Genomic DNA, 26,255 nt, shown 5'->3' with positions numbered 1-26,255 from the left:
CGGACTGACGGAGTACATCCGGTACTACAACGAAGACCGTATCCGACTGAAACTAAAGGGCCTGAGCCCGGTAAAGTACCGGGAACAGGTCGCGCTGGCCGCCTGATCCCCCAACTGTCCAACTTTAGGGGGTCACTTCAGGGACGGGTTTACGGCGTCCCCGCACACCCACAGTGCCCCGCCATCCCTCGGGATGCTGCTTTTGACGTTGCCGTTGCCGTTGCCGTTGCCGTTGCCGTGGCTTGCAAGCAGGTGCAGGGCTGCAAGCCCTGCCGAAGAACCCACCGCTTACAGCAACGGCTGCCGCGTCAGCCCCACCGGCCGTGCGTTGTCATCCATGTGCAGCGTCACCGCCTTTGCATTCATCAGCTGCTCGGCCAACGCATCGCTGGCACCCAGCGCATGGGCGATGTCCTCGCGGCTGGAATCCACGCGCGGCGCGCGCCGTTCCTTGCCGGCGAAGCGGTAGCGGTTGTACTCGGCCCATGCGATCAGCAGCAGCGCGCAGCCTGCCAGGATCACCGGCAACGCGATGATCACGAACGGGTCCAGGTGCTGCTTGTGCTCGTACAGCTGCAGCCACGCCAGGTGGCCGCCCAGCAGCCAGGACACCAGGGTGACCAGCGGCGCCCACAGGTAGAAGTAGAACCCCCAGAACGCCAGGGTCACAAAGCCCCAGGCGGTGCGCTGCAGGCGTGGCTGCTGGCGCGGCTTCTGGATCAGGCGCGAGTCGAAGCGGTTGGACGGCCTGCTGACGGTCGTCTGGCGGTTGGTGTTCATCGGATACCCCTGTCTGGGCTGACCCAGGTGGCACGCTTGCCACGCCGCTTCAACAGCGTCTTCGGCAGTGCCACCAACGTGGTGAACAGGCTGATCAACCAGTACGCCATCGGGTACCAGATGACCCAGAAATAGTTGCGGCCGATATGCGTTTCGTAACGCCGGTCGATGATCAGGCTGCTGGCAAACTGCAGCAGGCAGACCAGCGCCAGAATCACGCCATGCCATTGCGGCAGCAACGTGTCGATGTACAACTGCGGCGGCATCGCAATGAACTTGCCCAATGCCCACAACACCACGATGGCCAGCATCGTGTAGGCCCACAGCACGCTGAGGATGTACTCCAGCAGCACGCCCCACATGCGCCGCTTGCGCCAGCTGAACAACGAAGATCCGTGGCGAAGCAGCACTTCCACGCCGCCCTGGGCCCAGCGCAGGCGCTGCCGCCAGAGGCCCTTCAGGGTTTCCGGCATCAGGATGAAGCACAGCGCGTTGGGTTCGTAGCGGATGTCCCAATGGTCCAGCTGCAGCCGCCAGCTGATGTCGATGTCCTCGGTGACCATGTCGTCGGCCCAATAGCCGATGCGATGCAGGGCGGTGCGCCGGAATGCGGCAATCACGCCGGACACGGTGAAGATGCGGCCGTAGACGCGCTGGGCGCGCTTGATCATGCCGATGATCGACGAGAATTCGGCAACCTGCAGGCGGCCCAGCAGGGTGGAGCGGTTGCGGATTCGTGGGTTGCCGGTCACCGCGCCCACGCGTGGCCCGCTGGTCAGGTGCCAGACCATCCAGTGCATCGCGAACTCTTCCAGCATGGCATCACCGTCGATGCACACCAGGTATTCCGAGCGTGCGGCCAACGCTCCCATGCGCAGCGCGTTGGCCTTGCCCAGGTTGCGGTCCAGGTGCACGACGCGCAGCCGCGGGTGGATCGCTGCCAGTGCATCCAGGCGGGCACCGGTGTCGTCGCTGCTGCCATCGTTGATGGCGATCACTTCGAAGTCCGGATAGCGCTGCGCCAGCGCCGAGCCCAGGGTGTCGGCCAGGTTTTCCGATTCGTTGTGGCAGGGAATCAGCAGGCTGGCGAACGGGTACGCCGTCATCGGCGGCGGGTCGTTGCGCGGGCGCGATTTGCGCTCACGCCGGAAGAAGTAGTACAGGCCGCCGGACATCCAGAAGAACGCCATCACCATGGGATAGAAGAAGGCGAACTGGAACATGGCGTTGAGCCACGGGTTCATGTCCACGTCACTTCTCCGGATACGGGAAATTGCGCGCGGACATCGCCGCACGTGCATCCTGGGTCGACGGCTTGTCGGCGATGAAATCGTCTGGGTACCACGCGAAATGGCGCACGCCCTGCGCCTGCAGGCGGCGGATCTGCGCACGCAGGCGCTGCCCGCTGATCGGCGTCTGCGTACGCCAATCCACGGTCTGCAGTTCGAACATGGTGTGCTTCAGGTCTGGATCGTGCGCACGCACCGCCACCACCAGGCGATCCAGCCAGCGTTCGGGGCGACGGCTGCCTTCCATCCACGGCATCGCCATCAGCGCGGTGCGGTCGTAGGCCTTGTTGAACAGGTCCAGGCGCTGGGCGAACCATGCTGCGCTCTGCGGTTCCAGCACCGGCTGTGCATACAGGTTGCGCACGGTGCCAAGCTTGGGTCGCCAGCGTTGCGCGCTGTCGCGCAGTTCCAGGGTGAAATCGATCAGTGCCTGGGTACGGCCACCATCGCTGCCTTCCTGCGGCAGCTGGGCCAGTTCGGTATCGCGCAGGTAGCCGTCGTCGTGGAACAGCAGGCCTTCGAAATACGAATTGATCGCCAGGTCTTCGTAGATGTCCTTGATGATCTGCCGCGCCTGCGGTCGGGTGAAGTCCAGGCGGTACATGCCGTCGCGCTCGGGGCTCTGGATGCCCAGTGCCGCACGCTGCGCCGCGTTGGGCAGTTCGAAGCCGAGCACCGGCAGCCAGGCGTACACCTTCACCCCGGCACGGGTCTTCAGCTGCCAGGCCACGCGGTTGAACAGGTCCGCGCGCATCGGCATGTGCCGGTTCGGGAAGTACAGTGCATCGGCGGTGTTGTTGCCATCCGGGTCGGCGAACGCCTGCAGGTAGACGTGGGTCGGCCCGATGCGCTTCACGCGCTCGATCAGCGCATCCAGGTTGCGCGACTGCTGTGCCGGATCGGCGTCATAGACCGAATCCAGATCGATCTGCAGGGCGCGCGTGCCATCCAGGTTGACGTTGCGGCGCAGCTCGAAGGCCAGCGAGGTGACGTTCGGGTTGCTGGTCACCAGCAGCCGGGCCAGGCCGTGCAGGTCGGCGGTGACCGGCGTGCTGCGGCCCTCCAGGTCGAAGGACACCGGCATGCCCAGCTGCTCGGCGATGTCGTTGCTCAGCTGGTTGTAGGCGGCATAGGGCCAGACGATGGCCTTCGGGCGCACCCCCAGTTCCTTTTCGATACGCTGCACGCTGCGGCCGAGATCGTCGCGCAGGCGCTTCTCGTAGTCCTGCGCGCTCTCATAGCGCTGTGCCTTGGGATCGTAGATGCGGGTGATCACCGCCGGGGTCTGGTTGCCCTGCGGATTGGACTGCACGCCGTGGTGCAGGTTGTCGGTGTGGCTGGCCAGTTCGATCAGGCCGCTGGCCTGCATCTCGCGCAGCTGGTCCCAGGTCAGGAAATCATCGTGCCCGAAGGGGCGGTAGCCGTAGTCGATGGTGCGGCCAGGCGCCATGTCCACGTAATCGGTGATCACCGCCACCAGTGCCGGATAGTTGTAGGCGCGCAGCAGCGGGTAGACGCGGCTGTAGACGCTGCGCAGGCCGTCATCGAAGGTCAGCAGCACCGGCCGCGGCGGCAGCCGGGCCTCGCCTCGCGAGGCCTTGATCAGCTGCGACAGCGACACCGGGTGATAGCCATGGGCGGACAGCCAGTCCAGGTGGGCGGCGAAGTTCTGCGTGCTGACCGCATAGGCGTCGGCGTCGGATTTTTCCAGCACGTCGTCGCGCACGTCGTGGTAGCTCAGCACCAGCAGGCCGTTGTCGGCCGCGTCCAGCTCCTCGGCGGTCGCAGCGCGCTGTTGCGCCATTGCAGGCAGGCCTGCGGCCAGCAGGGCCAGCAACAGCATCATCGTCAGTTTGCGAAGCATCCGTTCCATCTCACTCTCCCCAGCGCAGCACGGCATCGAAGCCGATATGTCGTTCACGTTGGCCGTCGTAGACCGGTCGCGACCAGCTCACGCCGTACTCGAGGATCCGTCCCTGGTCGAACTGCCACTCGTGGCGATAGGCCACGGTGGGAATGATCGAACTGCCAAACCCCTCCTGCCAGTAGTTGCCGACGGACATCGTCAGGCGATGGCGGAAATGACGTTCGTAGTGGCGCCACAGCTGCTGGTCGATACGCAGGCCCACTTCCACCGAGCGATCACGGGACGGATTGAAGTAGGGCGCGTCATCGCGGCTGCCACGGCTGGTGTAGACGCTGCCCAGTCCATCGATCAACAGGCGCGGGCGGGTCAGCAGGCGCTGTTCGATGGTGCTGTTCAACGTATCGCGGCGGTTGCCGTCGTCGTAGCGGAACTGGCTGCCGCCGAAGCTCCAGTGGGTGCGTTCGTTGCGCGTGTAGTCCACGGCAACCGCAACGCTGTCGGCGGTGATGCCGGCCACGCGCGCCTGCATCGAGGCTTCCGGGTCATTGCGGGCAGCCGTTACGCCGGCATGCCAGCGATCATTGAACTGCCAGCCGAAGCCGCCGCGCAGGCCGGTGTCGCCGATGCTGTCGTTGGGGCGCATCACTGCCGCCTCGGCATCGAGGCGATCGAAGCGGTAGCGCACGCCGGCACCGATCCACAGCGGATCGATGTCCTGGTCCTGGAAGGTGACCGAACGACGGTCGGCGAAGGCGAACAGGCGCCAGCGGTCGTTGAGTACCGGCGAGGCCACTTCCAGGCCGTAGTGCAGGTCATCGTTGCCCAGCGGCGAGGTACCGCCACCACCGGAGCTGCGACCGCCCTCGACCTTGGCCAGCAGCTGCCAGCCGCGATGTGCGCGCCAGTCACGGTCCATGCGCTGTACCGAGGGCTGGCTGGGATAGCGCGCCAGCAGGTCGTCATGCAGTGGCCGCGCCAGGTCGTCGCGCTGCAGCTGCACGTAGGATTCGTACATGCCCAGGCGTGGCGCGATGTCCCGCGGGTCCAGGGTATAGGCCATCTGGTGGCGTTCAAGCGCCCGCCGTGGCCAGCCGCGCATCTGGTAGACGCTGCCCAGCGAGGTCTGCAGGCTGCCATTGCCCGGGCCGACGTCAACCAGGGCTTCCAGCTCGCGCTGGGCCGTGGGCAGGTCACCGCTGTAGGCCCGCACCATCGCCAGGTTCAAGTCGGCCTCGTAGCGGGCCCAGTTCTGGAAGGGGGTCTTGCCGCCGCCCCAGCGCCATGCCGGTTCGTCCTTCTGCCAGGCCTGCAGATAGCCCACCGCCTTCTCCGCCTGCTCGGTTTCCAGATAGGCATAGGCCAGCTCCGAGCGCGACTCGAAGCGCGAGGGGTCGCTCTTTGCGGCGGCCTCCAGCAAGGGAATGGCCTCCGCCGGGTTCTGCGTGGCCATCAACGAATCGCCGACCGCCGGCAGCACGTAGTCGGGCAGGGCATGGCCTTCGCGCTGCAGCGCCCGGGCCTCGTCGCGCACCTGCGCGTGGCGGGCCAGGCGGTTGAGCAGGATCAGCCGGTCCATGCGGATGCGCAGCGGCGCCTGTGCCTGCGGCGTGCCATCGCGCTCGACGTACTGTTCCATCTCGGCCAGCGAGGCCTCGGCCTCGTCCAACCGGGTGTCCTCGGTTTGCCCGTAGGCCAGGCTCCAGTTGACCAGCTTGGCCACATAGTTCGATTCCAGTCGCGCCTTCTGGTCCTGGTCGAACAGGCCGGGCCGCGCCTGGTACAGCCGCCACGCACGATGGGCGTTGCCGATGTCGCCCAGGGTCAGGACCTGCAGCTTGTACAGCAGCTCGTCATCGGGTTCGCGCAGCTGCGCGCGCTCGATCGCTGCCAGCGCATCGACCCAGCGCGCCTGGTCACGGTAGTGGCCGATTTCCACGAGCCGGTCGGCGCGCGTGATCGCAACAGGCGGCGAAGCCGCGTGGGCCCAGGACGCCAGAGTGGCGCAGGCCAGGCCGACGCAAAGCGCCAGCGGACGGTGGACAACCATGAGACCCCCTAAGCATCCATACTTGAACGATGTGCTGAAAAGTGTGACGCACATCACATGCCAACTATAGCTGACGCTTCCCCAGGGAGGCCAGTGCCCACCTGTACATGGTTGACGCAGGAATCTCCCGGTACCGGCCAGCCAGGCCGTACACGCCCTGCGCGGCAGGATCCCCGAGCCATCTCGAGGCTGCCCGGTCCGCGCGACGCTGCTCCCGGCAGGATTCGGTGCGCCACACTGAACCGGTTCTGGACGCGAACCGGGTCAGCTTTGGACACGCTACGTCACCCGCTGCGGAGGCGGTGTGTAGATCGCAAGGGGGCTGGCGGAGGGTCAGGCCGCCGGGCGGCTCACCACAGGTCTTCCAGTTTGCGCGGCTTGCAGGCCACCCACGAGGCGCACAGCATCAGCGTGGCGCACCCGAACAGGAAGCTGAACGGCAGGGTCCAGCCGTCGCTCACGGTGTGCAGCCAGCCGACCAGGAAGGGGCCCAGGCAGCTGAAGCTGTAGCCCACGCCCTGCATGAAGCCGGACAGTGCCGCCGAGCCGGTGGGGGTGCGCGTGCGCAGGTTGATCAGGGTCAGCGCCAGCGGGAAGGTGGACGGGCCCACGCCCAGCAGGGCAGCCCACAGCAGCGGCGCCTTCAGTGGTGCGAACAGCAGGCCGGCAAAGGCGATCACGAACGCGGAAAAGCCGATCAGTACCAGCGGGAAGGGATTCTGCAGGCGCACCGCCAGCGAGGGAATGACCAGGGACGGCAGCAGGCCCAGCGCGGAGAACACCGCCACCATCACCCCGCCAAATGCCGGGGTGGCACCGGCTTCGACCACGATGCGCGGCAGCCAGGTGAACATCGAATAGGTCATCAGCGAGGTCATGCCGAACATCAGCGTCATGCTCCAGCCCAGCGACGTGCGCCAGACCTTGCCGTGCGGCTGCGCGGTGGGATCGTTGGCGTCCAGCACCGGCTTCGGCGCGCGGCGGGCCACCATCAGCCATGGCAGCGCGGCGGCCAGCGCCAGCAGCGCCCACATGCCCAGCGAGATGCGCCAGCCGGCGGCATTGGCCACCGGTACCGCCAGCAGCGCCGGCAGCATCGTGCCCAGCTGCAGCACGCTGATGTAGAGCGTGCTCATGGTGCCGACCTTGTTGGCGAAGTAACGCTTCACCAGCGGCGGTACCACCACGTTGCCGATGCCCATGCCGGCCAGGGCGATCACCGAACCCAGCAGCAGGGTGCCGACATTGCCGGCGCTGGAGCGCAGCAGCAGGCCGGTTGCGGCCATCAGCATGGCCAGCAGGGTGGTGCGCTCCAGGCCCAGGCGCCGGGCCAGTGCCGGGGTCGCCACGCCGAACAGGGCGAACGACGCCGTCGGCAGCATCCCCAGCACACCGGTCATGGTGGTGCCAAAGCCGAACTGCTGGCCGAGCACGTCCAGCAGCGGGGTGATGGAGGTGACGGCGGTACGCAGGTTGACCGCCGCCAGCAGGATCGCGGCGAACGCCAGCACGCGGCCGTGCAGCAGCGGGTGCGAAGCAGAAGTGGGGGACGTCATGGGGAGTCCTTGCAGGTGGCGCACGCCCTGGCTTGGGTGTGCAGCGCCGGCACCGGGCATCGCCGGTGTGGCAGGTGGGGGGAGGGTGGCCATTGTACGTGGCTGGTCGGCATGTGCATTGCCGGGGTCTGCGAGCGTGGCCGACCGGCTGCACGCATCGCGGTTCAGCTGCGTGGATCACAGACACAAAAAAACCCGGAGGACAGTGATGTCTTCCAGGCTTCTTGCTGACCACCGGAGTGGTCGGGGAGACAGGATTCGAACCTGCGACCTCTACGTCCCGAACGTAGCGCTCTACCAGACTGAGCTACACCCCGAAGGGTAGCCGCCTATTCTAGCCATTTCCCCCGATGGCGGCAAGGGGGAAGGCCGTACTGCTTCGCTGCCGAGGCAACGGTTCCTGCGGGGAACAAAAAAGCCTGGAAGACTTCACCAGGCTTCAATGCGACCACCGAAGTGGTCGGGGAGACAGGATTCGAACCTGCGACCTCTACGTCCCGAACGTAGCGCTCTACCAGACTGAGCTACACCCCGAAGGAGCCGCCAAGAATACGGTGTGAAGGCCGTATCGGCAACCCTTTTTTACAGTTTCAACGCACTTCCTTGTCGGCGCGGGCGCTTTCGCGCGCTTCGAACCACATCCCGTTGAGGATGGCCACGACCGAGGCCAGGCCAGCGCCGAGAATCCAAGCGAAATACCACATGGTCAATCTCCTGTGTTCAAGGGGTGTGCCGACCGGAGGCCGGCACACGGGCAATCAGTACGCGTTGGGGTTGTCGCCCATTTCTTCCACCGTGGTCTTGCCCTTCAGCACGCGGTACACCCAGGTGGTATAGGCGATGATGATCGGCAGGAAGATGCCCGTGGCCAGCAGCATGACCCACAGCGTGAGGTGGCTGGACGAGCTGTCCCACACGGTCAGGCTGGAAGTGGGCTGGCTGGAGGACGGCAGCAGGAAGGGGAAGATCGCAAAGCCGACGGTGAGGATGATGCCGGCGATGGATGCGCCCGAGGCGATGAAGGCCAGTCCGCCACGACGGGCACGCAGCAGCACTGCACTGGCCAGCGCGCCGATCAGGCCGAGCACCGGGAACACGATGGTGGCCGGCATGCTGCTGTAGTTGCGCAGCCAGCCGCCGGCGGCCGTGCCCAGTGCAGCGGTCTTCAGCAGCGGATTGGTCGGGCCATCGGTGACCACCTGCGAGGTGATCTGGTAGCCCGGCAGGCCGAAGGCCACCCAGGCGCCGGCAGCGGCGAACAACACGAAGCTGATGATGGCCGCGACACTGCCGTAGCGTGCCGCACGTTCTGCCACCGGGCCGTCGGTCTTGATCACCAGCATGGCCGCACCATGCGATACCAGCATCGCCACGCTGATCAGGCCGGCAATCAGCGCGAACGGCGTGAGCAGGCCGAAGAACGAACCGGTGTAGGTCACGCGCAGGGTGTCATCGAAGTGGAACGGCACGCCCAGCAGCACGTTGCCCACCGCGACGCCGGCGATCAGGCCCGGCAGCAGTCCACCGACGAACAGCACGCGGTCCCAGTTGTCGCGCCAGCGCTTGGACGGCAGCTTGCTGCGGTACTTGAAGCCGACCGGGCGCAGGATCAGCCCGAACAGCATCGCAAACACCGCCAGGTAGAAACCGGAGAAGCTCACCGCATACAGCGGCGGCCAGGCGGCGAAGATCGCGCCGCCACCGAGCACCAGCCAAACCTGGTTGCCTTCCCACACCGGGCCGACGGTATTGATCACCAGCCGGCGTTCTTCATCGGTTTTTGCAACGAACGGCAGCAGGGTGCCGACGCCAAGGTCGAAACCATCCATCACCGCCCAGCCGATCAGCAGGATGCCGAGCAGCAGCCACCAGATCACGCGGAGCGTGGTGTAATCAAGTGCAATGAATTCCATCTGGATTCTCCTGCCTCAGGCTTGGCCGGGGGCGACTGCATTGGGGGAAGCGGGTCGGATATCGGCCTGCAGCGTCGGCAGGATGTCGTCCGGACCCTTGCGGATCGCCTTCAGCATCAGCTTGATCTCGATGACCAGCAGCACCGTGTACAGCCCGGTGAACACCGCCAGCGTGGTCAGGATTTCATGCAGTGCCAGGCCCGATGCGGCGTAGAAGGTCGGCAGCACGCCATCCACCGCCCACGGCTGGCGGCCGTACTCGGCCACGAACCAGCCGCATTCGATCGCGATCCACGGTGCCGGCAGCGACCACACCGCCAGCTTCAGGAACCAGCGCTTGTCCTGGAAATTGTTGCGGCACGAGTAATAGAAGGCCAGGGCGAAGAAGGCGATCAGGTAGAAGCCCAGCCCGGCCATGATGCGGAAGGTCCAGAACAACGGCGCCACACGCGGTACGGTGTCCATCGCCGCCTTGGAGATTTCCTCCGGGGTGGCATTGAGGATGTCCTCGCGGTAGCGCTTCAGCAGCAGGCCATGGCCCAGGTCCTGCCAATGGCGATCGAACATCTCGCGTGCTTCAAGATCGTTGCGGTCCTTCTTCACCCGTTCCAGCGCGCCGTAGGCGATCTGGCCACCGCGGATGCGATGCTCGGCACGCTCCACCAGTTCCAGGATGCCCGGAATCGGCTGGTCCAGCGAACGGGTGGCGATCAGGCCCATCAGGTACGGAATCTTGATCGCATAGTCGTTGGTGTGGGTTTCCTGGTTGGGAATGCCGAAGGCGGTGAAGTCGGCCGGTGCGCGCTCGGTCTCCCACATCGCTTCAATCGCGGCCAGCTTCATCTTCTGGTGTTCGCTGGCGGCATAACCGCTCTCGTCACCCAGCACCACCACCGACAGCGAGGACAGCAGGCCGAAGGCGGCGGCGACCGCGAACGAACGACGCGCCATGTCGCGGTGCTTGTTGCGCAGCAGGTACAGCGCACTGATGGACATCACGAAGATCGCACCGGTCACGTAGCCGGCACTGACGGTATGCACGAACTTGGCCTGGGCCACGGGGTTCAGCAGCACCGCCGCGAAGTCGACCACCTCCATGCGCATCGTTTCCGGGTTGAACACCGCACCGGTCGGGTTCTGCATCCAGCCGTTGGCGATCAGGATCCACACCGCCGACAGGTTGGTGCCCAGCGCCATCAACCAGGTGACGGTGAGGTGCTTGACCGGGGTCAGGCGCTTCCAGCCGAAGAAGAACAGGCCGATGAAGGTCGCTTCCAGGAAGAACGCCATCAGGCCTTCGATCGCCAGCGGCGCACCGAAGATGTCACCCACGTAGTGGCTGTAGTACGACCAGTTCATGCCGAACTGGAATTCCATCACCAGGCCGGTGGCCACGCCGATGGCGAAGTTGATGCCGAACAGGGTGCCCCAGAACAGGGTCATCTGCCGCCAGACCTGCTTGCGGGTCATCACATACACGCTCTCCATGATGGCCACCATGAAGGACAGGCCAAGGGTGAGCGGTACGAATAGGAAGTGGTACATCGCGGTCAGAGCGAATTGCAGCCGCGACAGTTCTACGACTGTCTGATCAATCATGGCCTGGCTACCTCGTTGGATAGTGCCGTTGCAGGTGGCGGGAAGGGTGGTCTACGGGGTGAATGATGTGACCGACTACTTCAAACAGCCTTGATCCAGATCAATGTATGAATGGGTATTCAGGAGGATCGTATGCCAACCCACCGAAGACTGCGACCGCCGGCCGCAGGGGGAGGCTGTTGCCTGCGCCTACAATGCCGTCCATCCCCCGTTGCCTGTGAAGAGCCTTGAGCGCTGCCGAACCGACCGCTGACGCCCGTGAACAGGACGATGAATCGACCCATCTGCGGCGCGTCCGCACCGCCTGGCTGGCCGATCTGGCCCGTGCCGCACGGGGGCGGCAGCGATTGGCGTCGGTGTGCATCAGCGTATCCGGCGGGCTGCTGATCGGTCAGGCCGCCGCCATCGCCTGGCTGGTGCAGCAGGTGCTGGTCGAGCGCATTCCGCTGGTGCAGGGCCTGCCGGTGCTGGCTGCATTGGCGGTGATCCTGATCGTGCGTGCGCTGCTGGGCAGCGTCACCCAGGCCGCTGCCGGTGACGTTGCCGATGCGGCGCGCCTTGCGCTGCGCGAACGCGTGTTCGCCCGCCTGCTGGCACACGGGCCGCTGTGGCTGCGGCAGCGCCGCAGCGGCGAGCTGGGCGAGTTGATGCTGCACCACGGCGATGCCATCGAAAACTATTACAGCGGTTTCCTGCCGGTGCGCACCGAAGTGGTGGTGGTACCGCTGCTGATCCTGGCGGCGGTGGCCTGGGTCGATTGGGTGGTGGCGCTGATCCTGCTGTTCACCGCACCGCTGGTGCCGTTCTTCATGATGCTGGTGGGCTGGGGCGCTGAAGCGGCTGGCCGTGCGCAGCTGGGCGAACTGGCGCGCATGAGCGGGCACTTCGCCGATCGCATCAAGGGGCTGGGCCTGCTGCGCCTGTATGGCCAGGGCGAGGCCGAACTTGCCGGCATCGAGGCGGCGGCGGAAGGCGTGCGCGTGCGCACCATGAAGGTGCTGCGCATCGCCTTCCTGTCATCCACGGTGCTGGAATTCTTTGCCTCGGTCAGCGTGGCCATGGTCGCGCTGTACCTGGGCTTGAGCTATCTGGGCCTGATGTCACTGCATGCAAGCGTGCCGACCTTGGGCGCGGGCCTGTTCTGCCTGCTGCTTGCGCCGGAATTCTACGCACCGCTGCGGCGCCTGGCCGCGCATTACCACGACCGCGCCAATGCGCTGGCTGCTGCAGCCGAAGTGCAGCGCCTGCTGCAGGTATTGCCGGAAGAAGACACCACGCCGGCCGAGGACGGCCCGGCATTGGCACCCGAGCCGGCCGAGGCGGCGCTGCCGCCGTTGCAGGCGCGTGGATTGGCACTGCGTCCGTTGGGCGCACCGCACGACGTGCTGCAGAACCTGGACCTGCAGCTGGAGCCGGGGCAACGCCTGGCCCTGGTCGGTGCCAGCGGCAGTGGCAAGAGCACCCTGCTGGAAGCACTGGCCGGGTGGCTGCCGCCGCGTGCAGGCCGGGTGCAGCTGCGGCCGGGGCTGCAGGTCGCCTACGCCAGCCAGCGCCCCTATCTTTTCCACGGCACCATCGCAGAAAACCTGCGCCTGGCCGACCCCGGCGCGAGCGATGCGCGCCTGCGCGCCGTTGCCGAAGCGGCGCAGGTGCTGCAGTTCGCGCAACGGCTGCCGCAGGGGCTGGATACGCTGATCGGCGAGCGTGGCTTCGGCCTCTCCGGTGGAGAGGCCCGACGCATTGGCCTGGCACGCCTGCTGTTGCGCGATCCGCAGGTGTTGCTGCTGGACGAGCCCACTGCATTCCTTGATGCCGGAACCGAAGCGGCGCTGCTGCGCAGCCTGGCCGCCTACGCACGCGGACGCAGCGTGGTGGTCGCTACCCACAGCCCGGCGGTGATCGCCTGGGCCGATCGCTGCCTGTTGCTGCCCGAGGGGCGTTTGGTTGAGCCGGCACAGGCGGTGCGCCCGTGAGCCGTTCGCCTGATGCGCTGCGCACTGTATTTCTGCGCCATCGGCCGCGCCTGCTGCTGGCGGTGCTGCTGCTGTGGACGACGATGCTGGCTGGCACGGCGCTGCTCGGCTTGTCCGGTGGCTTCCTGACAGCTGCGGCGCTGGCCGGTGCCGCCGGGCTCGGCCAGGGTTTCAATTTCTTCACCCCCTCGGCAGGTATCCGCGGGCTGACGATGGCGCGCATCGCCTCGCGCTACTTTGAAAAGCTGGTGGGGCATGACGCCACGCTGCGCATTGCCCGCGACCTGCGGGTGTGGTTCTTCCGGCGCGCGCTGCCGCTGGCTCCGGCACGACTCGGTGCGACCCGCACCGGTGAACTGCTGGCGCGCCTGCTGGGCGACATCGGCGAAGTCGATGGCCTGCTGGTACGCGCCATCGGTCCATTGCTGGCACTGGCTGCACTGTCGCTGGTCGGTATTGCTTCGGCAGCACTGATCCTGCCCTCGGCAGCGGTACTGTTGGCGGTGCTGTCGCTGCTGATCGGCGTGGGCGTGCCCTGGCTGGGGGTGCGCGGCCACGATGGCGAGGAGGCCGATCGTGCGGCACATCGTTCGGCATTGCGTACGGCGGCATTCGAGGGCCTGGAGGGTGCGGCCGATCTTGCCGCCCTGCACGCGGGCAACGCCTGGCAGTTGAAAGTGCGGGTGGCGGCCAAGCAGGTGGCGTCACGTGATCGTCGCCGGCGCCTGCGGCTCATCGCTGCATCGACGCTGCATGGCGTGCTGGCCGGGCTCGGCCTGGTGGCGATGCTGGCGCTGGCGCTGCAGGCGGCCGAACAGCAGCAGATCGCGCCGGAAATGGCTGCTGGCCTGGTATTCCTGACCGTGGCGATGATCGAGTTGTGGGCCGGCATGGGCCTGGCATGGCAGTCGCTGCAGACCGGGCGCATCGCCGCTGCGCGCCTGCAGGCGATCGTCGAGCAGGCGCCTGCGGTGGAAGAGCCCGCGTCGCCGCAGCCGCTGCCGCAGGCGGCGACCGTGCACTGGGACAACGTGCATTTCCAGTGGCCCGGTGCAGCGCGCCCGGTGCTGCGTGGCCTGCAGTTGACCCTGGCGCCGGGCGAACGCATCGCCATCGGCGGCGACAGCGGCAGCGGCAAGACCACCCTGTCGAGCCTGCTGCTGCGCCTGTGGGACCCGCAACAGGGCCGGTTGACCTATGGCGGCCGGGACCTGCGTGATCTGGCCCAGGCCGACTGGCACCGCCAGCTGGCCTGGTTGCCGCAGAATGCGCCGGTGTTTGCCGGCACCGTGGCCGAGAACCTGCGGCTGGGGGATCCCGTCGCCAGCGACGAGGCATTGTGGGCAGTGCTGCAACGGGTGCGCCTGGGTGAGTGGGCCGAGCACAACGGTGGCCTGCAGGCCTGGGTCGGCGAGAACGGCGCGACCATGTCGGCCGGGCAGGCGCGCCGTCTGGCGCTGGCCCGCGCGCTGCTGCGCCCGGCGCCGATCCTGGTGGTGGATGAACCCACAGAAGGACTGGACGTGGATACCGCCCGCGCACTGCTGCTGGACCTGCCGACACTGCTGGAGGGGCGCAGCCTGTTGATGATCACCCACGACGACCTGCCCCCAGGCGTGGTGGATGTGCAGTACCGGTTGCGTGATGGGGTGCTGGTCCGCGAACCGCCTCGGTAGATGCCGACCTCGGTCGGCACATCCACGCATGGCGTGGATCTACTGGACGCAGGTAGCGCCGGGCGATGCCCGGCGGATCGACGCAAGGGTACGCATCGGTAGCGCCGGGCCATGCCCGGCGGGTTCTCATCGCGAAAATTCGCGCAGCATCACCGCGATCGATGCCACGTTGGCCAGCACGCAGAGCCAGAACACCCACTGGAACTGCATCTTGCGATGCTTGTGACGGAACACTGCCTGGCCCAGCAGCGCTCCCGGCCAACCGCCGGCAAAGGCCAGCAGCTGCAGCGTGCGCTCCGGTGTGCGCTGCTGCCTGTGCTGTGCTGCACGCTTGTCACGACCGTACAGCGCAAACGACACCAGGCTGGCCAGCGCGCACCACGCGCCCAGCCACCACGGAAAAACACCGCTTGCGGTCAGCCCGACCAGTGCACCCGCTGCGGCCAGTGCGAGGTTACGCCGCCAGGCCATTACAGCGCGTCGAGGAAGCCGCGCACGGCCGGACCGAAGCGCTCGAAATCGACCAAGAACGCATCGTGGCCCTGCGGCGATTCCAGGCCGATGAAGCGTGCATCGGCGCCGCCGGCACGCAGGCCATCGGCCACCTGCTGCTGCTGCTGCACCGGGAACAGGATATCGGTGTTCGCACCGATCGCCAGCGCCTTGCCAACCCGTATCCGCGCCAGTCCGGCAAGTACGTCGCCGTCGGCATACTCGGCCAGGTCGAACCAGTCCATCGAGCGGCTGAGGTAGAGGTAGCAGTTCGGATCGAAGAAGCGCACGAACCGCCGTGCATGGCCTTCCAGGTAGCTTTCCACCTGGAATTCCAGGCCGAACGGATCATCATCGGCCTGGTCTGAATCCAGCCGCACGCGGCCGAAGCGGCCATCCCATTCCAGCGCAGAGCGGTAGGTGATCACGCCCAGCTTGCGCGCCATGCGCATGCCCGATTCCGGGTAGGCATCGTCATCGTAACGACCACTGTTCCAGCGCGGATCCAGACGGATCGCTTCGCGCTGCAATGAACGGATGGCGATCGAGAATGGCAGCGCCTGCGCGCTGCCGGAAATGTTGATGTGGCTGCGGGCGATGCCCGGATGCAGCATCAGCACTGCCAGCGCCGTCATCCCGCCCATCGAGTTGCCGACCACGCAGGCGAGTTGTTCGATGCCCAGTGCGCGCACCACCTCGATCGCTGCCCGTGCACCGTCCTCGATCGACAGTTCCGGAAAATCCAGGCGATAGAGCTCACCGCTGCCGGGGTTGATCGATGCCGGGCCGGTGGAGCCCTTGCAGCTGCCCAGCGAGTTGACGCAGACCACGAACCAGCGATCGGTATCGATGGGTTTGCCGGGCCCGACCATCGCTTCCCACCAGCCGGGGGCTGGATTGTCGGCGTTGGCCGCGGCATGGGCGTCGGGCGACAGGCCGGTGACGATCAGGATCGCGTTTCCCGCTTCGGCATCCAGCGTGCCCCAGGTCTCGTAGGCCATGCGGGCACCGTGCAGGGCACCACCGCGCTTGCACGGGAAGGGCGAGGGCAGGGCATGGAAGCGGGTGCCGGGCGGAATGAATTCGGTCATGCAGGCATTCTAGCGGGGCGGCATGTGCAGCTGGCGACACGCTGGTTTCCATCGGCAGGTCTGTATGCAGGGCCGCCGGGCATGGCCGGGCGCTACCGACGGCACGATGCAGGGGGAGCGCCGGGCCATGCCCGGCGAGTGCAGCGGCCGTGCCTTACGGGAACCGCAGTTCGATCACGCCGTCGTGCGGCAGTTGTACCTTCACCGGCAGGCTCTGCAGATCATCATCGCTGCGGTTTGCGCTGCCACTGCGCGAAATGCGTGCCAGCACTTCCACTTCGCGATGCGCCGACAGCGGTGCGGTCGGCATCGGACTGTCGCCGTCGCCCAGTGCAACCGTTGCCGGGAAACCGGCAAGCGGCAGCCTGCGCGCGGCGACCGGCATCGGCGGACCGCCCACTGCGCGCGCCAGCACGAACACCTGGGTGCTGCCAGGCCAGTCGGTTGTCTTCAACGAGGCCGGCAGTTGCACCCTGACCTGCAACAGGGCGGCTGCCGCCGGTGGCGCTGCGTCCGGTGCCTGCCCGGCTGCCTCGCGGGCGATGGCAATCTGCGCCTTGAGGGCCTGTGCCGCGCCGGGCTCCAGCCGCGGCAGCAGCGTGCTCCAGAGATCGGCGGCCTCGGCGTTGCGGCCGCGCTGGCGCAATGCGATGCCCAGCAGCCAGCTGGCGCGTTCGGCATCGGGTGACAGGGTGCGTGCGCGCTGCAACCAGCCCAGCGCGGTGTCATCGAACTGCTTGCCCGGGTCGGCCTGGGCGCGTGCCTGCGCGGCCTCGACCAGCACGCCGGGTTCGTCCGGGGCCAGTGCGGCTGCGCGATTGAATGCTTCGGCTGCGGCGGTGGCATTGCCCAGCTCGGCCTGCGAACGGCCCAGCAGGGCCCAGCCATCGGCGCGCTGCGGGTCACGCTGCAGGGCCTGCTGCAGCGCCTGCACACCGTCGCGCAGGGTCGCCACCGATGGCGCCGGCTGTACCTGTGCGGCGCGCGGATTGCCAACCAGCGCGTACAGGCAGCCGCCGGCCACGCCCAGTGCCGCCACGCCCAGCGCGAAGCCGATGCGGCCATCGCGGCGCAGCGGCCACAGCACCACCGCGGCAAGCAACGCAGCGATCAATGCCGCCAGCACCGTCAACCCGTGCATCACCAGTCGTCTCCCTCGGTTGGATTGCCGGCGGCGGCTGTGCCCAACTGCCGGCTGCGCCGACGAACGATGCCCAGCACCACCAGCGCTCCGCCGCCCAGCACCAGCAGCGGGCCGCCCCACAGCAGCCAGGTGCCCGGCTGCAGCGGCGGCTGATAGAGCACGAACCCGCCATAACGTGCGACCAGGAACTGCTTGATCGCGGCGTCATCGTGGCCCTGCTGCATCAGCTGCAGCACCTCGCGGCGCAGGTCCTGCGCGATCTGCGCGTTGGAATCGGCCAGCGACTGGTTCTGGCACTGCACGCAGCGAAGCTGCGCGGCCAGGTCGTGGAAGCGCGCTTCCTCGGCGGCATCGCGGAATGCCAGCGGCCGTGGATCATGCACCGGTTGCTGGGCCAGGCCCGGCAATGGCGCCGCCAGGGTGATCGCCAGCAGCAGGGGCAGCAGCCAGCGCATGCGCTTACGGCGAGGCGTGCAGGGTGTTGCCGGCATCGCCCTGGGCCTTTTCAAGCTTTTCCAGTGCCGGAATCAGTTTCTGGTCGACCACCTGCTGGGTCATCGCACCGCTGTACTTCCAGCGCACGATGCCGCTGCCATCCACCAGGAACGTCTCCGGTGCCGCCGTCACGCCCCAGTCGATGGCGGTGCGGCCTTCAATGTCGCTCACCACGACCATGAACGGATTGCCCAGCTGTTCCAGCCAGTGCAGTGCGTCGGTCGGTTCATCCTTCCAGTTGTAGCCGATCACGCGCACGCGCTTGCTCTCGGCGAAACGGGTCAGCACCGGGTGTTCTTCGCGGCAGGCCGCGCACCAGCTGCCCCAGACATTGAGCAGATAGGGCGCACCGCGCAGTTCCTCGCTGCGAACGATCATCTGCGGATCGTGCAGCACCGGCAGCGCGAATGCCGGCGCCGGCTTGTCGATCAAGGCCGAAGGCAGCACGTCGCGCTGCGGGTCGCCCGATTTCATCACCCCGTAGATCATCAGGCCGAGCAGGCCGAAGAAGAACAGGACGCCGATCACGATGGCTACCGGCGGCAGCGGGCGGGAAGGGCGTGGGGCGGGTGACTCGGACATGGGCAACTCCTACGGACGACGAAAGCGGCGATCTGCGGCGGTGATGAATCCGCCCAGCGCCATCAGCAGCGCGCCCAGCCAGATCCAGCGCACGAAGGGCTTGATATGCACCCGTACCGCCCACGCATTGTTGCCCAGCGGCTCGCCCAATGCCACGTAGACATCGCCGCCGATGCGTGCATCGATGCCGGCCTCGGTCATTACCTGGCCGCCGCTGGCGTACTGGCGTTTCTCCGGATGCAGCAGGGCCAGTTCACGACCGTCGCGCAGTACGCGCAGATGGCCGCGATCGGCGATGAAGTTGGGGCCTTCGCGATGGTCCACGCCTTCAAAGCGCACTTCATGCCGGCCCACCACGACCTGCTGGCCCGGCGACAGTGCCACTTCACGCTGCACGTTCAGGGCTTCCACCAGCAGTGCGCCGGCCAGGAATACCGCAACACCTGCATGGGCGATGATCATGCCCAGCATCTCGGCCGTGAAGCGGCCATTGCCGCGCAGGCGCTGCCAGACGAAACGCGCCGTGCCGAGGAACACCCAGGCCGCCGCGGCCACGCCGATGCCGGCCTTCCAGCCGTTCTGCGGTGCCTGCCACCAGGCCCACGCACCGAACAGCAGGGCGAGCCCCAGCCACGGCAGCAGCAGCGCCAGCGCACGCGAGGGCTGGTCGCGCTGCCACTTCACCAGCGGCCCAAACGGCAGCAGCAGCACCATCGGCGCCATCAGCAGCAGGAACAGGCTGCCGAAGTAGGGCGGGCCGACCGAGATCTTGCCCAGCGACAGCGCATCGGCCAGCAGCGGGTACAGCGTGCCCAGCAGCACCATTGCACAGGCGCTGGCCAGCAGCAGGTTGTTGGCCAGCAGCAGGGTCTCGCGCGAGGTGGCCACGAAACCACGGCGCGGATCGCCGGCGTCCACCGCCAGCCGCGGCGCGCGCAGCGCATACAGCAGGAGGCTTCCGCCCACCAGCACCGTCAGGAACACCAGGATGAACAGCCCGCGCGACGGATCGGCGGCGAACGAATGCACGCTGGTCAGCACCCCGGAGCGCACCAGGAAGGTGCCCAGCAGCGACAGCGCGAATGCGGCGATCGCCAGCAGCAGGGTCCAGCTGCCGAAGGTGCCGCGCTTTTCAGTGACCGCCTGCGAGTGGATCAGCGCCGCGCCCACCAGCCAGGGCATGAAACTGGCGTTCTCCACCGGATCCCAGAACCACCAGCCGCCCCAGCCCAGTTCGTAGTAGGCCCACCAGCTGCCCAGTGCGATGCCCAGGGTCAGGAAGCCCCATGCCACGTTCGTCCAGGGGCGCGTCCAGCGCTGCCAACGCGCATCCACGCGCCCTTCAAGCAGGGCAGCCACGGCGAACGCAAACGGCACCGCGAAACCGACGTAGCCGAAATAGAGCATCGGCGGGTGGATGATCAGCCCTGGGTCCTGCAGCAGCGGATTGAGGTCGCGGCCTTCCAGCGGCACGCTGTCCAGGCGCAGGAACGGATTGGACGTAAAGATCAGGAACGCAAGGAAGCCGACGCTGACAATGCCCATCACCGCCAGCACCCGCGCCTGTACCGGCGCGGGCAGATGCCGCGAGAACAGGGCGACCGCGCCGGTCCACAGCGCCAGCACCAGCGCCCACATCAGCAGCGAACCCTCGTGCGCGCCCCACACGGCCGGGTAGCGGTAGATCAGCGGCAGCAGCGAGTTGGAGTTCTCGGCCACGTAGCGCACCGAGAAATCCTGTTGCACGAAGTTTGCCGTCAGGACCGCGAAGGCACCTGCCAGCAATGCCAGCTGTGCGAAGGCGGCCGGGCGTGCCACCGCCATCCAGGCCGTATTGCCGCGTTGCGCCCCGGCCAGTGGCAGGGCAGCCTGCAACAGCGAGGCCAGCAACGCACACACCAGCAGGATCTGTCCAAGTTCAGGCAGCACTCAACGCACCTCGGGCGCCGTGACCGGCACGTCATGCTTGCGATGGGCATCGCCCATCTTGTCGGCCACTTCCTTGGGCACGTAGTTTTCATCGTGCTTGGCCAGTACTTCGTCGGCAACGAAGACGCCATCGAGCAGGCGTCCGCTGGCGACCACGGCAGTGCCCTCGCGGAACATGTCCGGCAGGATGCGCGAGGTGGTTACCGGCAAGGTGGCGTCACCGTCGGTGACCACGAAGTGTGCATCCAGCGAACCCTCGGGGCGGTTGAAGGAGCCCTTCACCACCATGCCACCCAGGCGGAAGCGTGATTGTGCGTCGACGTCGCCGCGCAGGATTTCCGAAGGCGTGTACAGATAGGCAATATTGCGCTGCAGGGCGAAGGCCACCAGCGTGGTCGCCAGCCCGGAGGCCAGCAACAGCAGCAGCACCCAGATCATGCGGCGTCGCTGGACCGGCGTCATCGGCTGAGCTCGCCGGCCAGCGCTGCCGGCGCCGACGCGTTGCTGCGGGCCTGCAGGCGCTGTTGCCGGCGCAGTGCCTGGCGCCGCGCATGCCGCAGCCGCAGCCATGAGCCCAGTGCATCACAGGCCAGCACCAGCAGGAACACCGCGAAGGCGGCGATGATGAAGGGAAGATGGGTCATCGCAGTGGCTCCCGTTCGTGTTGCACATCCGGTGCGCCAAACCGTTCGCCCACCCAGGCCTTGCCGGACTCGCGCAGGAGATTGTCCGCACGCGCCTTGGCCAGCAGCGAACCGACGAACCACAGCTTGGTGGCGACCACCATCCACCACAGCGGTGCGATCAGTTCCGGCCGCACCGCGTTGTCACCGAATACGTTGATCGACTGGCGCTGGTGCAACGCGCCCCACCAGTCCACCGAATAGCGGATCACCGGCAGCAGGCCCACGCCGATGATGGCCAGCAGGCCGGCCGCGCGCGCGGCGCTCCGGCGGTCCTCGATGGCGTGGTAGAGCCCGATCACGCCCAGGTACAGGAACAGCAGGATCAGTTCGCTGGTCATGCGCGGGTCCCAGTCCCACCAGGTGCCCCAGGTGCCCTTGCCCCAGATGCTGCCGGTCAGCAGCGTGATCAGGGTAAAGCCGGCCCCCATCGGCGCGCAGGCCATCGCCAGGATCTCGCAGATCTTGATCCGCCAGACCAGCGCGATGGCCGAGTACAGCGCCATCAGCGCGAACACGAACAGGCTCATCCAGGCACTGGGCACGTGGATGTAGATGATGCGGAAGGCATCGTGCTGGTTCTGTTCCGGCGGCGCCACGAACAGGCCCTGCCAGAGGCCGATCAGCAGCACCGGCAGCGCGGCGATGTAGAACACGCGCGACCAGCGCGCAGCGAAACGATCGAAGGTGGGCGGTGAGCCGAGTTGGTGGAACCAGCGGACAATCGGATTCATGCGTGGTGGCTATCCAGCAGGGGTGGATTGGCTCTCAGCTCGGTCAACTCAGAGAAATACGAATGGCAGCGGCGGTGGCCAGCGGCGCAAGTACCAGGGCGATCACCAGTCCAGCGCCCAGCATCAGCAGCGCGCCGATCGGGTCCTGCCCGCGGCTGGCTGCGGCCAGGCTGCCTGCACCGAACACCAGCACCGGTACGTACAACGGCAACGACAGCAACGCAACGAGAATACCAGAGCGCCGGATGCCCACGGTCAGTGCGGCAACAACACCACCAATCAGGCTCAACAACGGGGTTCCCAGCAGCAACGATGCCAGCAACATCGGCAGTTGGTCATGCGGCAGATGCAGCATTTCCGCCAGCAGCGGGCTCACCACGATCAGTGGCAGGGCGGTGGTGAGCCAGTGCAGCAGCACCCGCACCAGCACCAGCCACGCCAGCGGTACCGGCGCCAGCAGCCATTGTTCCAGCGATCCGTCCTCGGCATCGGAACGGAACAGCGAATCCAGCGCCAGCTGCCCGGCCAACAGCACCGCCAGCCAGACCACCGCACCGGCAGTGGCCGCCAGCGGTTGCGGGTCACGGCCTTGGGCGAGGGCGAACAGCACCACCACCAGCAAGGCGAACAGCACCGGCTGCAATGCATCGCCACGGCGGCGCCAGAGCAGGCGCAGGTCGCGGGTGAACAGGGCGCGCGCGGTCTGCCACAGGCCGGGTTCGGTGCCGGGCGCGATCATGCCTCACCGCCCAGGTCGAGCTGGCGGGTACGCACCGGCGGCGCGGCATACGCGCCGTGGGTGGTGACCAGAGCAGCGCCACCGCTGCGGAGGTGAGCGGAAATCATCCGGTTGACCAGGTTGATGCCTTCAAGATCGAGGTTGGCGTAGGGCTCATCGAGCAGCCACAGCGGGGCGGGCGACAGCCAGATGCGGGCCAGTGCCAGGCGCCGTTTCTGTCCGGCGGACAGGTGCCGCACCAGCGTGTCCTCGTAGCCGGCCAGGCCGACGATGGCCAGCGCATTGCCTGGCATCTGGCGCGCGCGGCGGCCATGCAGCCCGCACAGGAAATGCAGATTTTCCAGTGTGTCCAGGTCCGGCTTCAGCGCAGGCAGGTGGCTGAGGTAGGCGACGTAGCGCGCACGTTCGGCGTTGCTGGCCGGTTTGCCATCGATCAGCACCTGTCCTGCGCCCGGGCGTGCCAGCCCTGCCAGCACCCGCAGTAGGGTGGTCTTGCCTGCACCGTTGCCACCCTGCACCAGCAGCGCCTCGCCGGCGTCCACGCGGAACGCCAGCGGACCGAACACGGGCTCGTCATTGCGGGAAAAACTCAGGCCGCTGGCAGCCAGCAATGCAGGGGTGTTCAAGGCGGGGGCATCTTCATGCAGGAGTGCGGTGCCAATTGTAGCGGTGAATCCGACCCGGTAGCGCCGGGCCATGCCCGGCGAGCGCGACGCGCGGCATGCTGGTGGCATGGCATATGCAAACAGCCGCCGGGCATGACCCGGCGCTACCGTCGTCGGCGCAGGCCGGGCCCGGATTTCGTACACTTCCAGCCCTTGTTCCCCCACATCCCAGGCCGATGCAACCCACCACCAAGCTGCCCAAGGTCGGAACCACGATCTTCACCGTGATGTCCCAGCTCGCCGCCGAACACGGCGCGGTCAACCTCGGCCAGGGTTTCCCGGATTTCTCCGCGCCGCAGCGGCTGATCGATGAAACCGGCAAGGCCATGGCGGCCGGGCTGAACCAGTACCCGCCAATGACCGGCGTGGCGCCGCTGCGCCAGGCCATCGCGCAGAAGTCGCTGGACCTGTACGGCGCGCAGATCGACCCGGATACCGAAATCACCGTCACCAGCGGTGCCACCGAGGCGATCTTCAACGCCATCCACGCGGTGGTGCGTGCCGGCGAGGAAGTGATCGTGCTCGACCCGGCCTACGACTGCTATGAGCCGGCCATCGAGCTGGCCGGCGCCACCGCCGTGCACGTGCCGCTGGACCCGCAGACCTTCGCGGTGGACTGGGACCGTGTGCGTGCGGCGATCACCCCGCGCACCCGCATGCTGATGGTCAACACCCCGCACAACCCGTCCGGCGCGATGCTGGATGAGGCCGACATGCAGGCGCTGGCCGATGTGCTGCGCGGCACGCAGATCTACCTGATCTCCGATGAAGTGTACGAGCACATCATCTATGACGGCCGCCGCCACGAATCGGCGCTGCGCTACCCGGAACTGCGCGAGCGCACCTTCGTCATCTCCAGCTTCGGCAAGACCTACCACTGCACCGGCTGGAAGATCGGCTATGCGGTGGCGCCGCCGCTGCTGACCGCCGAATTCCGCAAGGTGCACCAGTACAACACCTTCACCAGCTTTGGCCCGGCCCAGTATGGATTCGCAGCGATGATCCGCGACGAACCGCAGCACCATCTGGAACTGGGCGCGTTCTACCAGGCCAAGCGTGACCGTTTCCGCGAGCAGCTGGCCGGCACCCGCCTGAAAGCGCTGCCGGTCCCGGGCGGCTACTTCCAGCTGGTCGACTACTCGGCCATCAGCGATCTGCCGGACCACGAGTTCGTGAAGTGGCTGACCATCGAGAAGGGCGTCACCGCCATCCCGCTGTCGCCGTTCTACGAAAACCCGCCGGCCGGCCAGCGTCTGGTACGCCTGTGCTTTGCCAAGAACGAAGCGACCATGGACGCGGCGATCGAACGCCTGCGCCTGCTGTAAGTGGAGCAATGACGATGCAGGACCTGCGCATTTCCCTCGTGCAAGGCGACACCCGCTGGCACGACCCGGCCGGCAACCGCGCCTACTACGGTGCGTTGCTGGCGCCGCTGGCCGGAACCACCGACCTGGTGATCCTGCCGGAGACCTTCACCAGCGGCTTTTCCAATGAAGCCATCGCCCACGCCGAAGGCATGGATGGCCCGACCGTGGCCTGGGTGCGCGAGCAGGCCCGGGTCATGGATGCGGCCGTGATCGGCAGCGTGCAGCTGCGCGATGGCGAAGGCGTGTACAACCGCCTGCTGTTTGCCACCCCCGATGGCGGCCTGCAGTACTACGACAAGCGCCACCTGTTCCGTTATGGCGGCGAGCACGAGCGCTATGCCGCGGGCCGTGACCGCCTGTGCGTGGAATGGAAGGGCTGGCGGATCAATCCGCAGGTCTGCTACGACCTGCGTTTCCCGGTGTTCTGCCGCAACCGCTACAACGTCGAGCGTGCCGAGCAGCTGGACTTCGATCTGCAGATCTTCGTGGCCAACTGGCCGTCGGCGCGCGCGTATGCGTGGAAGACCCTGCTGCGCGCGCGGGCGATCGAAAACCTGTGCTTCGTCGCAGCCGTCAACCGCGTCGGCGTGGACGGCAACCAGTTGCACTACGCCGGCGACAGCGCGGTGATCGATTTCCTCGGCCAGCCGCAGGTGGAGATCCGCGAGCGCGAGCAGGTGGTGACCACCACCATCTCCGCCGAAGCGCTGGCCGCGCATCGTGCACGCTTCCCGGCGATGCTCGATGCCGATGCCTTCCACCTGGACGTGCAGGCCTGACAGGGCAGGGCCTTGGCGGATGCCTGAACGCTGTCCGCATCATCGCGCGCGCCTGCATCCAACGTGCACGTGCGCGCTGCTAGATTCGCCGGCAGTCCGACCGAAGTGGAAGTCCTGCCGATGAACAAGAAACATGTTGCCCTGCTGCTGGCGCTTGCCGCCGCCGCCCTGGCCCCCGCCGCACAGGCCGCTGGCAACATGGATTGCCAGCTGCGCTACAACCTGTCCGGTTGGTCGCTGATCTACAAGACCGCGTCGGGCACCGGCACCATCCACTGCACCAACGGTGCCAGCATGCCGGTGCGCATCCAGCTCAAGGGGGGCGGCCTGACCGTGGGCAAGTCGAAGATCACCGATGGCCGCGGCAGTTTCACCGGCGCCAGCAGCGTGGGTGAACTGCTGGGCACCTATGCTTCGGTCGGTGCGCACGCCGGCGCGGTGAAATCCAGCAACGCGCAGATAATGACCAAGGGCGATATCTCGCTGGCCCTGTCCGGTACCGGCAAGGGCTGGGATCTGGGCGTGGACGGTGCCGCGTTCACCATCAGCCGTCGTTGAGGCGGACCGGTTCGCTGCCGTCCCAGCTGATGCGGATGAAGTGCTGCTCGGCGTCGCTGGGCAGCCGCTCGACATGGAAGCGATTCTTCAGCAGCTGCTCCACGACACCGTCGACGAGCCGCTCGCTGGCCAGTGCCTGGCTGAAACCGAACACGATGTAACGGCGGCCGTTTTCCGAGCCGACCTGGATCGATTTGTCCAGATCGCTGTAGTACTGCTCGATCGGTCGAATTGCCGCGTCAGCGTTTGCGCGGGCCTGTTCGGCGGTGATGGTGATCATCGGCATCTGCCTGGTTG

26 protein-coding genes and 2 tRNA genes are annotated in these 26,255 nt (G+C 66.9%); 6 read left to right on the top strand and 22 right to left on the bottom strand.

Features of this window, described 5'->3' with window-relative positions:
• Positions 1 to 106, top strand: a 106-nt coding sequence (locus ACVOLJ_RS12650) for an IS3 family transposase (protein WP_144435795.1), incomplete at its 5' end; no start/stop codon positions are given.
• Between the two features lie 182 nt (positions 107 to 288).
• Here ACVOLJ_RS12650 and pgaD read toward each other — a convergent pair.
• The 10 genes from pgaD to ACVOLJ_RS12600 all read right to left on the bottom strand — a co-directional run bounded on the left by pgaD (position 289) and on the right by ACVOLJ_RS12600 (position 11,051).
• Positions 289 to 780, bottom strand: coding sequence for a poly-beta-1,6-N-acetyl-D-glucosamine biosynthesis protein PgaD (pgaD, locus tag ACVOLJ_RS12645; protein WP_481564257.1), 492 nt, complete (start codon positions 778 to 780; stop codon positions 289 to 291).
• On the bottom strand, positions 777 to 2,024 hold the full coding sequence (gene pgaC, locus ACVOLJ_RS12640; RefSeq protein WP_475281263.1) for a poly-beta-1,6-N-acetyl-D-glucosamine synthase: 1,248 nt from the start codon (positions 2,022 to 2,024) through the stop codon (positions 777 to 779). The genes pgaD and pgaC overlap by 4 nt, the downstream gene beginning before the upstream one ends.
• Positions 2,025 to 2,031: 7 nt before the next feature.
• Complete coding sequence (gene pgaB, locus ACVOLJ_RS12635; protein WP_481564256.1) at positions 2,032 to 3,942, bottom strand: poly-beta-1,6-N-acetyl-D-glucosamine N-deacetylase PgaB; 1,911 nt, start codon at positions 3,940 to 3,942, stop codon at positions 2,032 to 2,034.
• 1 nt (position 3,943) lies between these two features.
• A complete protein-coding gene (gene pgaA / locus ACVOLJ_RS12630) occupies positions 3,944 to 5,983 on the bottom strand; it encodes a poly-beta-1,6 N-acetyl-D-glucosamine export porin PgaA (RefSeq protein WP_481564255.1) in 2,040 nt (679 codons plus the stop codon).
• Between the two features lie 350 nt (positions 5,984 to 6,333).
• Complete coding sequence (locus ACVOLJ_RS12625; protein ID WP_475281256.1) at positions 6,334 to 7,539, bottom strand: CynX/NimT family MFS transporter; 1,206 nt, start codon at positions 7,537 to 7,539, stop codon at positions 6,334 to 6,336.
• Positions 7,540 to 7,779: 240 nt separating this feature from the next.
• Positions 7,780 to 7,856: transfer RNA gene (locus ACVOLJ_RS12620), tRNA-Pro, on the bottom strand.
• Positions 7,857 to 7,996: 140 nt separating this feature from the next.
• A tRNA-Pro gene (locus tag ACVOLJ_RS12615) sits at positions 7,997 to 8,073 on the bottom strand.
• 56 nt (positions 8,074 to 8,129) lie between these two features.
• On the bottom strand, positions 8,130 to 8,243 hold the full coding sequence (gene cydX / locus ACVOLJ_RS12610) for a cytochrome bd-I oxidase subunit CydX (RefSeq protein WP_025876452.1): 114 nt from the start codon (positions 8,241 to 8,243) through the stop codon (positions 8,130 to 8,132).
• A 54-nt stretch (positions 8,244 to 8,297) separates the two neighbouring features.
• On the bottom strand, positions 8,298 to 9,452 hold the full coding sequence (gene cydB / locus ACVOLJ_RS12605; protein ID WP_481564254.1) for a cytochrome d ubiquinol oxidase subunit II: 1,155 nt from the start codon (positions 9,450 to 9,452) through the stop codon (positions 8,298 to 8,300).
• A gap of 15 nt (positions 9,453 to 9,467) precedes the next feature.
• The gene (locus ACVOLJ_RS12600) at positions 9,468 to 11,051 is read right to left on the bottom strand and encodes a cytochrome ubiquinol oxidase subunit I (RefSeq protein WP_475281254.1); all 1,584 of its coding nucleotides are present in this window, start codon (positions 11,049 to 11,051) and stop codon (positions 9,468 to 9,470) included.
• A gap of 227 nt (positions 11,052 to 11,278) precedes the next feature.
• Between ACVOLJ_RS12600 and cydD the strand changes: the two genes are divergently transcribed.
• Complete coding sequence (gene cydD, locus ACVOLJ_RS12595) at positions 11,279 to 13,024, top strand: thiol reductant ABC exporter subunit CydD (RefSeq protein WP_481564253.1); 1,746 nt, start codon at positions 11,279 to 11,281, stop codon at positions 13,022 to 13,024.
• Positions 13,021 to 14,700 (top strand): thiol reductant ABC exporter subunit CydC, encoded by a 1,680-nt coding sequence (gene cydC, locus ACVOLJ_RS12590; protein ID WP_481564252.1) that lies wholly within the window; start codon positions 13,021 to 13,023, stop codon positions 14,698 to 14,700. Before cydD ends, cydC begins: the two co-directional genes overlap by 4 nt.
• A 126-nt stretch (positions 14,701 to 14,826) precedes the next feature.
• Here cydC and ACVOLJ_RS12585 read toward each other — a convergent pair whose 3' ends face one another.
• The 11 genes from ACVOLJ_RS12585 to ccmA form a co-directional block, all read right to left on the bottom strand.
• On the bottom strand, positions 14,827 to 15,171 hold the full coding sequence (locus ACVOLJ_RS12585; RefSeq protein ID WP_475281251.1) for a DUF1294 domain-containing protein: 345 nt from the start codon (positions 15,169 to 15,171) through the stop codon (positions 14,827 to 14,829).
• Positions 15,171 to 16,283, bottom strand: coding sequence for a homoserine O-acetyltransferase MetX (metX, locus tag ACVOLJ_RS12580; protein ID WP_475281250.1), 1,113 nt, complete (start codon positions 16,281 to 16,283; stop codon positions 15,171 to 15,173). Before metX ends, ACVOLJ_RS12585 begins: the two co-directional genes overlap by 1 nt.
• Before the next feature lie 154 nt (positions 16,284 to 16,437).
• Positions 16,438 to 17,430: a tetratricopeptide repeat protein gene (locus ACVOLJ_RS12575; protein WP_475281262.1), complete on the bottom strand. Its 993-nt coding sequence runs from the start codon at positions 17,428 to 17,430 to the stop codon at positions 16,438 to 16,440.
• Positions 17,424 to 17,882 carry a cytochrome c-type biogenesis protein gene (locus ACVOLJ_RS12570; protein ID WP_475281249.1) on the bottom strand — a complete coding sequence of 153 codons (459 nt, stop codon included), beginning with the start codon at positions 17,880 to 17,882 and terminating at the stop codon, positions 17,424 to 17,426. Before ACVOLJ_RS12570 ends, ACVOLJ_RS12575 begins: the two co-directional genes overlap by 7 nt.
• 4 nt (positions 17,883 to 17,886) lie before the next feature.
• Positions 17,887 to 18,504 carry a DsbE family thiol:disulfide interchange protein gene (locus ACVOLJ_RS12565; RefSeq protein ID WP_475281248.1) on the bottom strand — a complete coding sequence of 206 codons (618 nt, stop codon included), beginning with the start codon at positions 18,502 to 18,504 and terminating at the stop codon, positions 17,887 to 17,889.
• 9 nt (positions 18,505 to 18,513) lie between these two features.
• Entirely contained in the window at positions 18,514 to 20,433 is a 1,920-nt protein-coding gene (locus ACVOLJ_RS12560; RefSeq protein ID WP_475281247.1) for a heme lyase CcmF/NrfE family subunit, read from the bottom strand.
• A complete protein-coding gene (ccmE, locus tag ACVOLJ_RS12555) occupies positions 20,434 to 20,895 on the bottom strand; it encodes a cytochrome c maturation protein CcmE (protein ID WP_475281246.1) in 462 nt (153 codons plus the stop codon).
• On the bottom strand, positions 20,892 to 21,077 hold the full coding sequence (ccmD, locus tag ACVOLJ_RS12550) for a heme exporter protein CcmD (protein WP_475281245.1): 186 nt from the start codon (positions 21,075 to 21,077) through the stop codon (positions 20,892 to 20,894). The genes ccmE and ccmD overlap by 4 nt, the downstream gene beginning before the upstream one ends.
• A complete protein-coding gene (ccmC, locus tag ACVOLJ_RS12545) occupies positions 21,074 to 21,850 on the bottom strand; it encodes a heme ABC transporter permease CcmC (protein WP_475281244.1) in 777 nt (258 codons plus the stop codon). The genes ccmD and ccmC overlap by 4 nt, the downstream gene beginning before the upstream one ends.
• A gap of 43 nt (positions 21,851 to 21,893) precedes the next feature.
• Positions 21,894 to 22,589: a heme exporter protein CcmB gene (ccmB, locus tag ACVOLJ_RS12540; RefSeq protein WP_475281243.1), complete on the bottom strand. Its 696-nt coding sequence runs from the start codon at positions 22,587 to 22,589 to the stop codon at positions 21,894 to 21,896.
• Positions 22,586 to 23,215, bottom strand: a complete 630-nt coding sequence (gene ccmA / locus ACVOLJ_RS12535; protein ID WP_481564251.1) for a heme ABC exporter ATP-binding protein CcmA — start codon at positions 23,213 to 23,215, stop codon at positions 22,586 to 22,588. Before ccmA ends, ccmB begins: the two co-directional genes overlap by 4 nt.
• 215 nt (positions 23,216 to 23,430) lie before the next feature.
• Here ccmA and ACVOLJ_RS12530 point away from each other — a divergent pair, with 215 nt between their 5' ends.
• The 3 genes from ACVOLJ_RS12530 to ACVOLJ_RS12520 all read left to right on the top strand — a co-directional run bounded on the left by ACVOLJ_RS12530 (position 23,431) and on the right by ACVOLJ_RS12520 (position 25,958).
• The gene (locus ACVOLJ_RS12530; protein ID WP_475281241.1) at positions 23,431 to 24,579 is read left to right on the top strand and encodes a pyridoxal phosphate-dependent aminotransferase; all 1,149 of its coding nucleotides are present in this window, start codon (positions 23,431 to 23,433) and stop codon (positions 24,577 to 24,579) included.
• A gap of 14 nt (positions 24,580 to 24,593) precedes the next feature.
• Positions 24,594 to 25,400: an amidohydrolase gene (locus tag ACVOLJ_RS12525; protein WP_475281240.1), complete on the top strand. Its 807-nt coding sequence runs from the start codon at positions 24,594 to 24,596 to the stop codon at positions 25,398 to 25,400.
• A 120-nt stretch (positions 25,401 to 25,520) separates the two neighbouring features.
• Positions 25,521 to 25,958, top strand: coding sequence for a hypothetical protein (locus tag ACVOLJ_RS12520; RefSeq protein WP_481564250.1), 438 nt, complete (start codon positions 25,521 to 25,523; stop codon positions 25,956 to 25,958).
• On the opposite strand, the gene ACVOLJ_RS12515 is transcribed toward ACVOLJ_RS12520, so the two are convergent.
• Positions 25,945 to 26,238 carry a hypothetical protein gene (locus ACVOLJ_RS12515; RefSeq protein ID WP_475281238.1) on the bottom strand — a complete coding sequence of 98 codons (294 nt, stop codon included), beginning with the start codon at positions 26,236 to 26,238 and terminating at the stop codon, positions 25,945 to 25,947. The two genes, ACVOLJ_RS12520 and ACVOLJ_RS12515, sit on opposite strands and share 14 nt — an antisense overlap.
• Between the last annotated feature and the right edge of the window lie 17 nt (positions 26,239 to 26,255).

The sequence above is a fragment of the Stenotrophomonas sp. STEN046 genome (assembly GCF_056759755.1).
Note: the sequence above shows the minus strand (reverse complement) of the source record. Positions and strands in the feature narration are given on the sequence as shown.

Bases quoted from the DNA above. Each gene is read 5' to 3' on its own strand.
- pgaD (WP_481564257.1), bottom strand. From the start codon at position 780: ATGAACACCAACCGCCAGACGACCGTCAGCAGGCCGTCCAACCGCTTC.
- pgaC (WP_475281263.1), bottom strand. From the start codon at position 2,024: ATGAACCCGTGGCTCAACGCCATGTTCCAGTTCGCCTTCTTCTATCCC.
- pgaB (WP_481564256.1), bottom strand. From the start codon at position 3,942: ATGGAACGGATGCTTCGCAAACTGACGATGATGCTGTTGCTGGCCCTG.
- pgaA (WP_481564255.1), bottom strand. From the start codon at position 5,983: ATGGTTGTCCACCGTCCGCTGGCGCTTTGCGTCGGCCTGGCCTGCGCC.
- ACVOLJ_RS12625 (WP_475281256.1), bottom strand. From the start codon at position 7,539: ATGACGTCCCCCACTTCTGCTTCGCACCCGCTGCTGCACGGCCGCGTG.
- cydX (WP_025876452.1), bottom strand. From the start codon at position 8,243: ATGTGGTATTTCGCTTGGATTCTCGGCGCTGGCCTGGCCTCGGTCGTG.
- cydB (WP_481564254.1), bottom strand. From the start codon at position 9,452: ATGGAATTCATTGCACTTGATTACACCACGCTCCGCGTGATCTGGTGG.
- ACVOLJ_RS12600 (WP_475281254.1), bottom strand. From the start codon at position 11,051: ATGATTGATCAGACAGTCGTAGAACTGTCGCGGCTGCAATTCGCTCTG.
- ACVOLJ_RS12585 (WP_475281251.1), bottom strand. From the start codon at position 15,171: ATGGCCTGGCGGCGTAACCTCGCACTGGCCGCAGCGGGTGCACTGGTC.
- metX (WP_475281250.1), bottom strand. From the start codon at position 16,283: ATGACCGAATTCATTCCGCCCGGCACCCGCTTCCATGCCCTGCCCTCG.
- ACVOLJ_RS12570 (WP_475281249.1), bottom strand. From the start codon at position 17,882: ATGCGCTGGCTGCTGCCCCTGCTGCTGGCGATCACCCTGGCGGCGCCA.
- ACVOLJ_RS12565 (WP_475281248.1), bottom strand. From the start codon at position 18,504: ATGTCCGAGTCACCCGCCCCACGCCCTTCCCGCCCGCTGCCGCCGGTA.
- ccmE (WP_475281246.1), bottom strand. From the start codon at position 20,895: ATGACGCCGGTCCAGCGACGCCGCATGATCTGGGTGCTGCTGCTGTTG.
- ccmD (WP_475281245.1), bottom strand. From the start codon at position 21,077: ATGACCCATCTTCCCTTCATCATCGCCGCCTTCGCGGTGTTCCTGCTG.
- ccmC (WP_475281244.1), bottom strand. From the start codon at position 21,850: ATGAATCCGATTGTCCGCTGGTTCCACCAACTCGGCTCACCGCCCACC.
- ccmB (WP_475281243.1), bottom strand. From the start codon at position 22,589: ATGATCGCGCCCGGCACCGAACCCGGCCTGTGGCAGACCGCGCGCGCC.
- ACVOLJ_RS12530 (WP_475281241.1), top strand. From the start codon at position 23,431: ATGCAACCCACCACCAAGCTGCCCAAGGTCGGAACCACGATCTTCACC.
- ACVOLJ_RS12525 (WP_475281240.1), top strand. From the start codon at position 24,594: ATGCAGGACCTGCGCATTTCCCTCGTGCAAGGCGACACCCGCTGGCAC.
- ACVOLJ_RS12520 (WP_481564250.1), top strand. From the start codon at position 25,521: ATGAACAAGAAACATGTTGCCCTGCTGCTGGCGCTTGCCGCCGCCGCC.
- ACVOLJ_RS12515 (WP_475281238.1), bottom strand. From the start codon at position 26,238: ATGATCACCATCACCGCCGAACAGGCCCGCGCAAACGCTGACGCGGCA.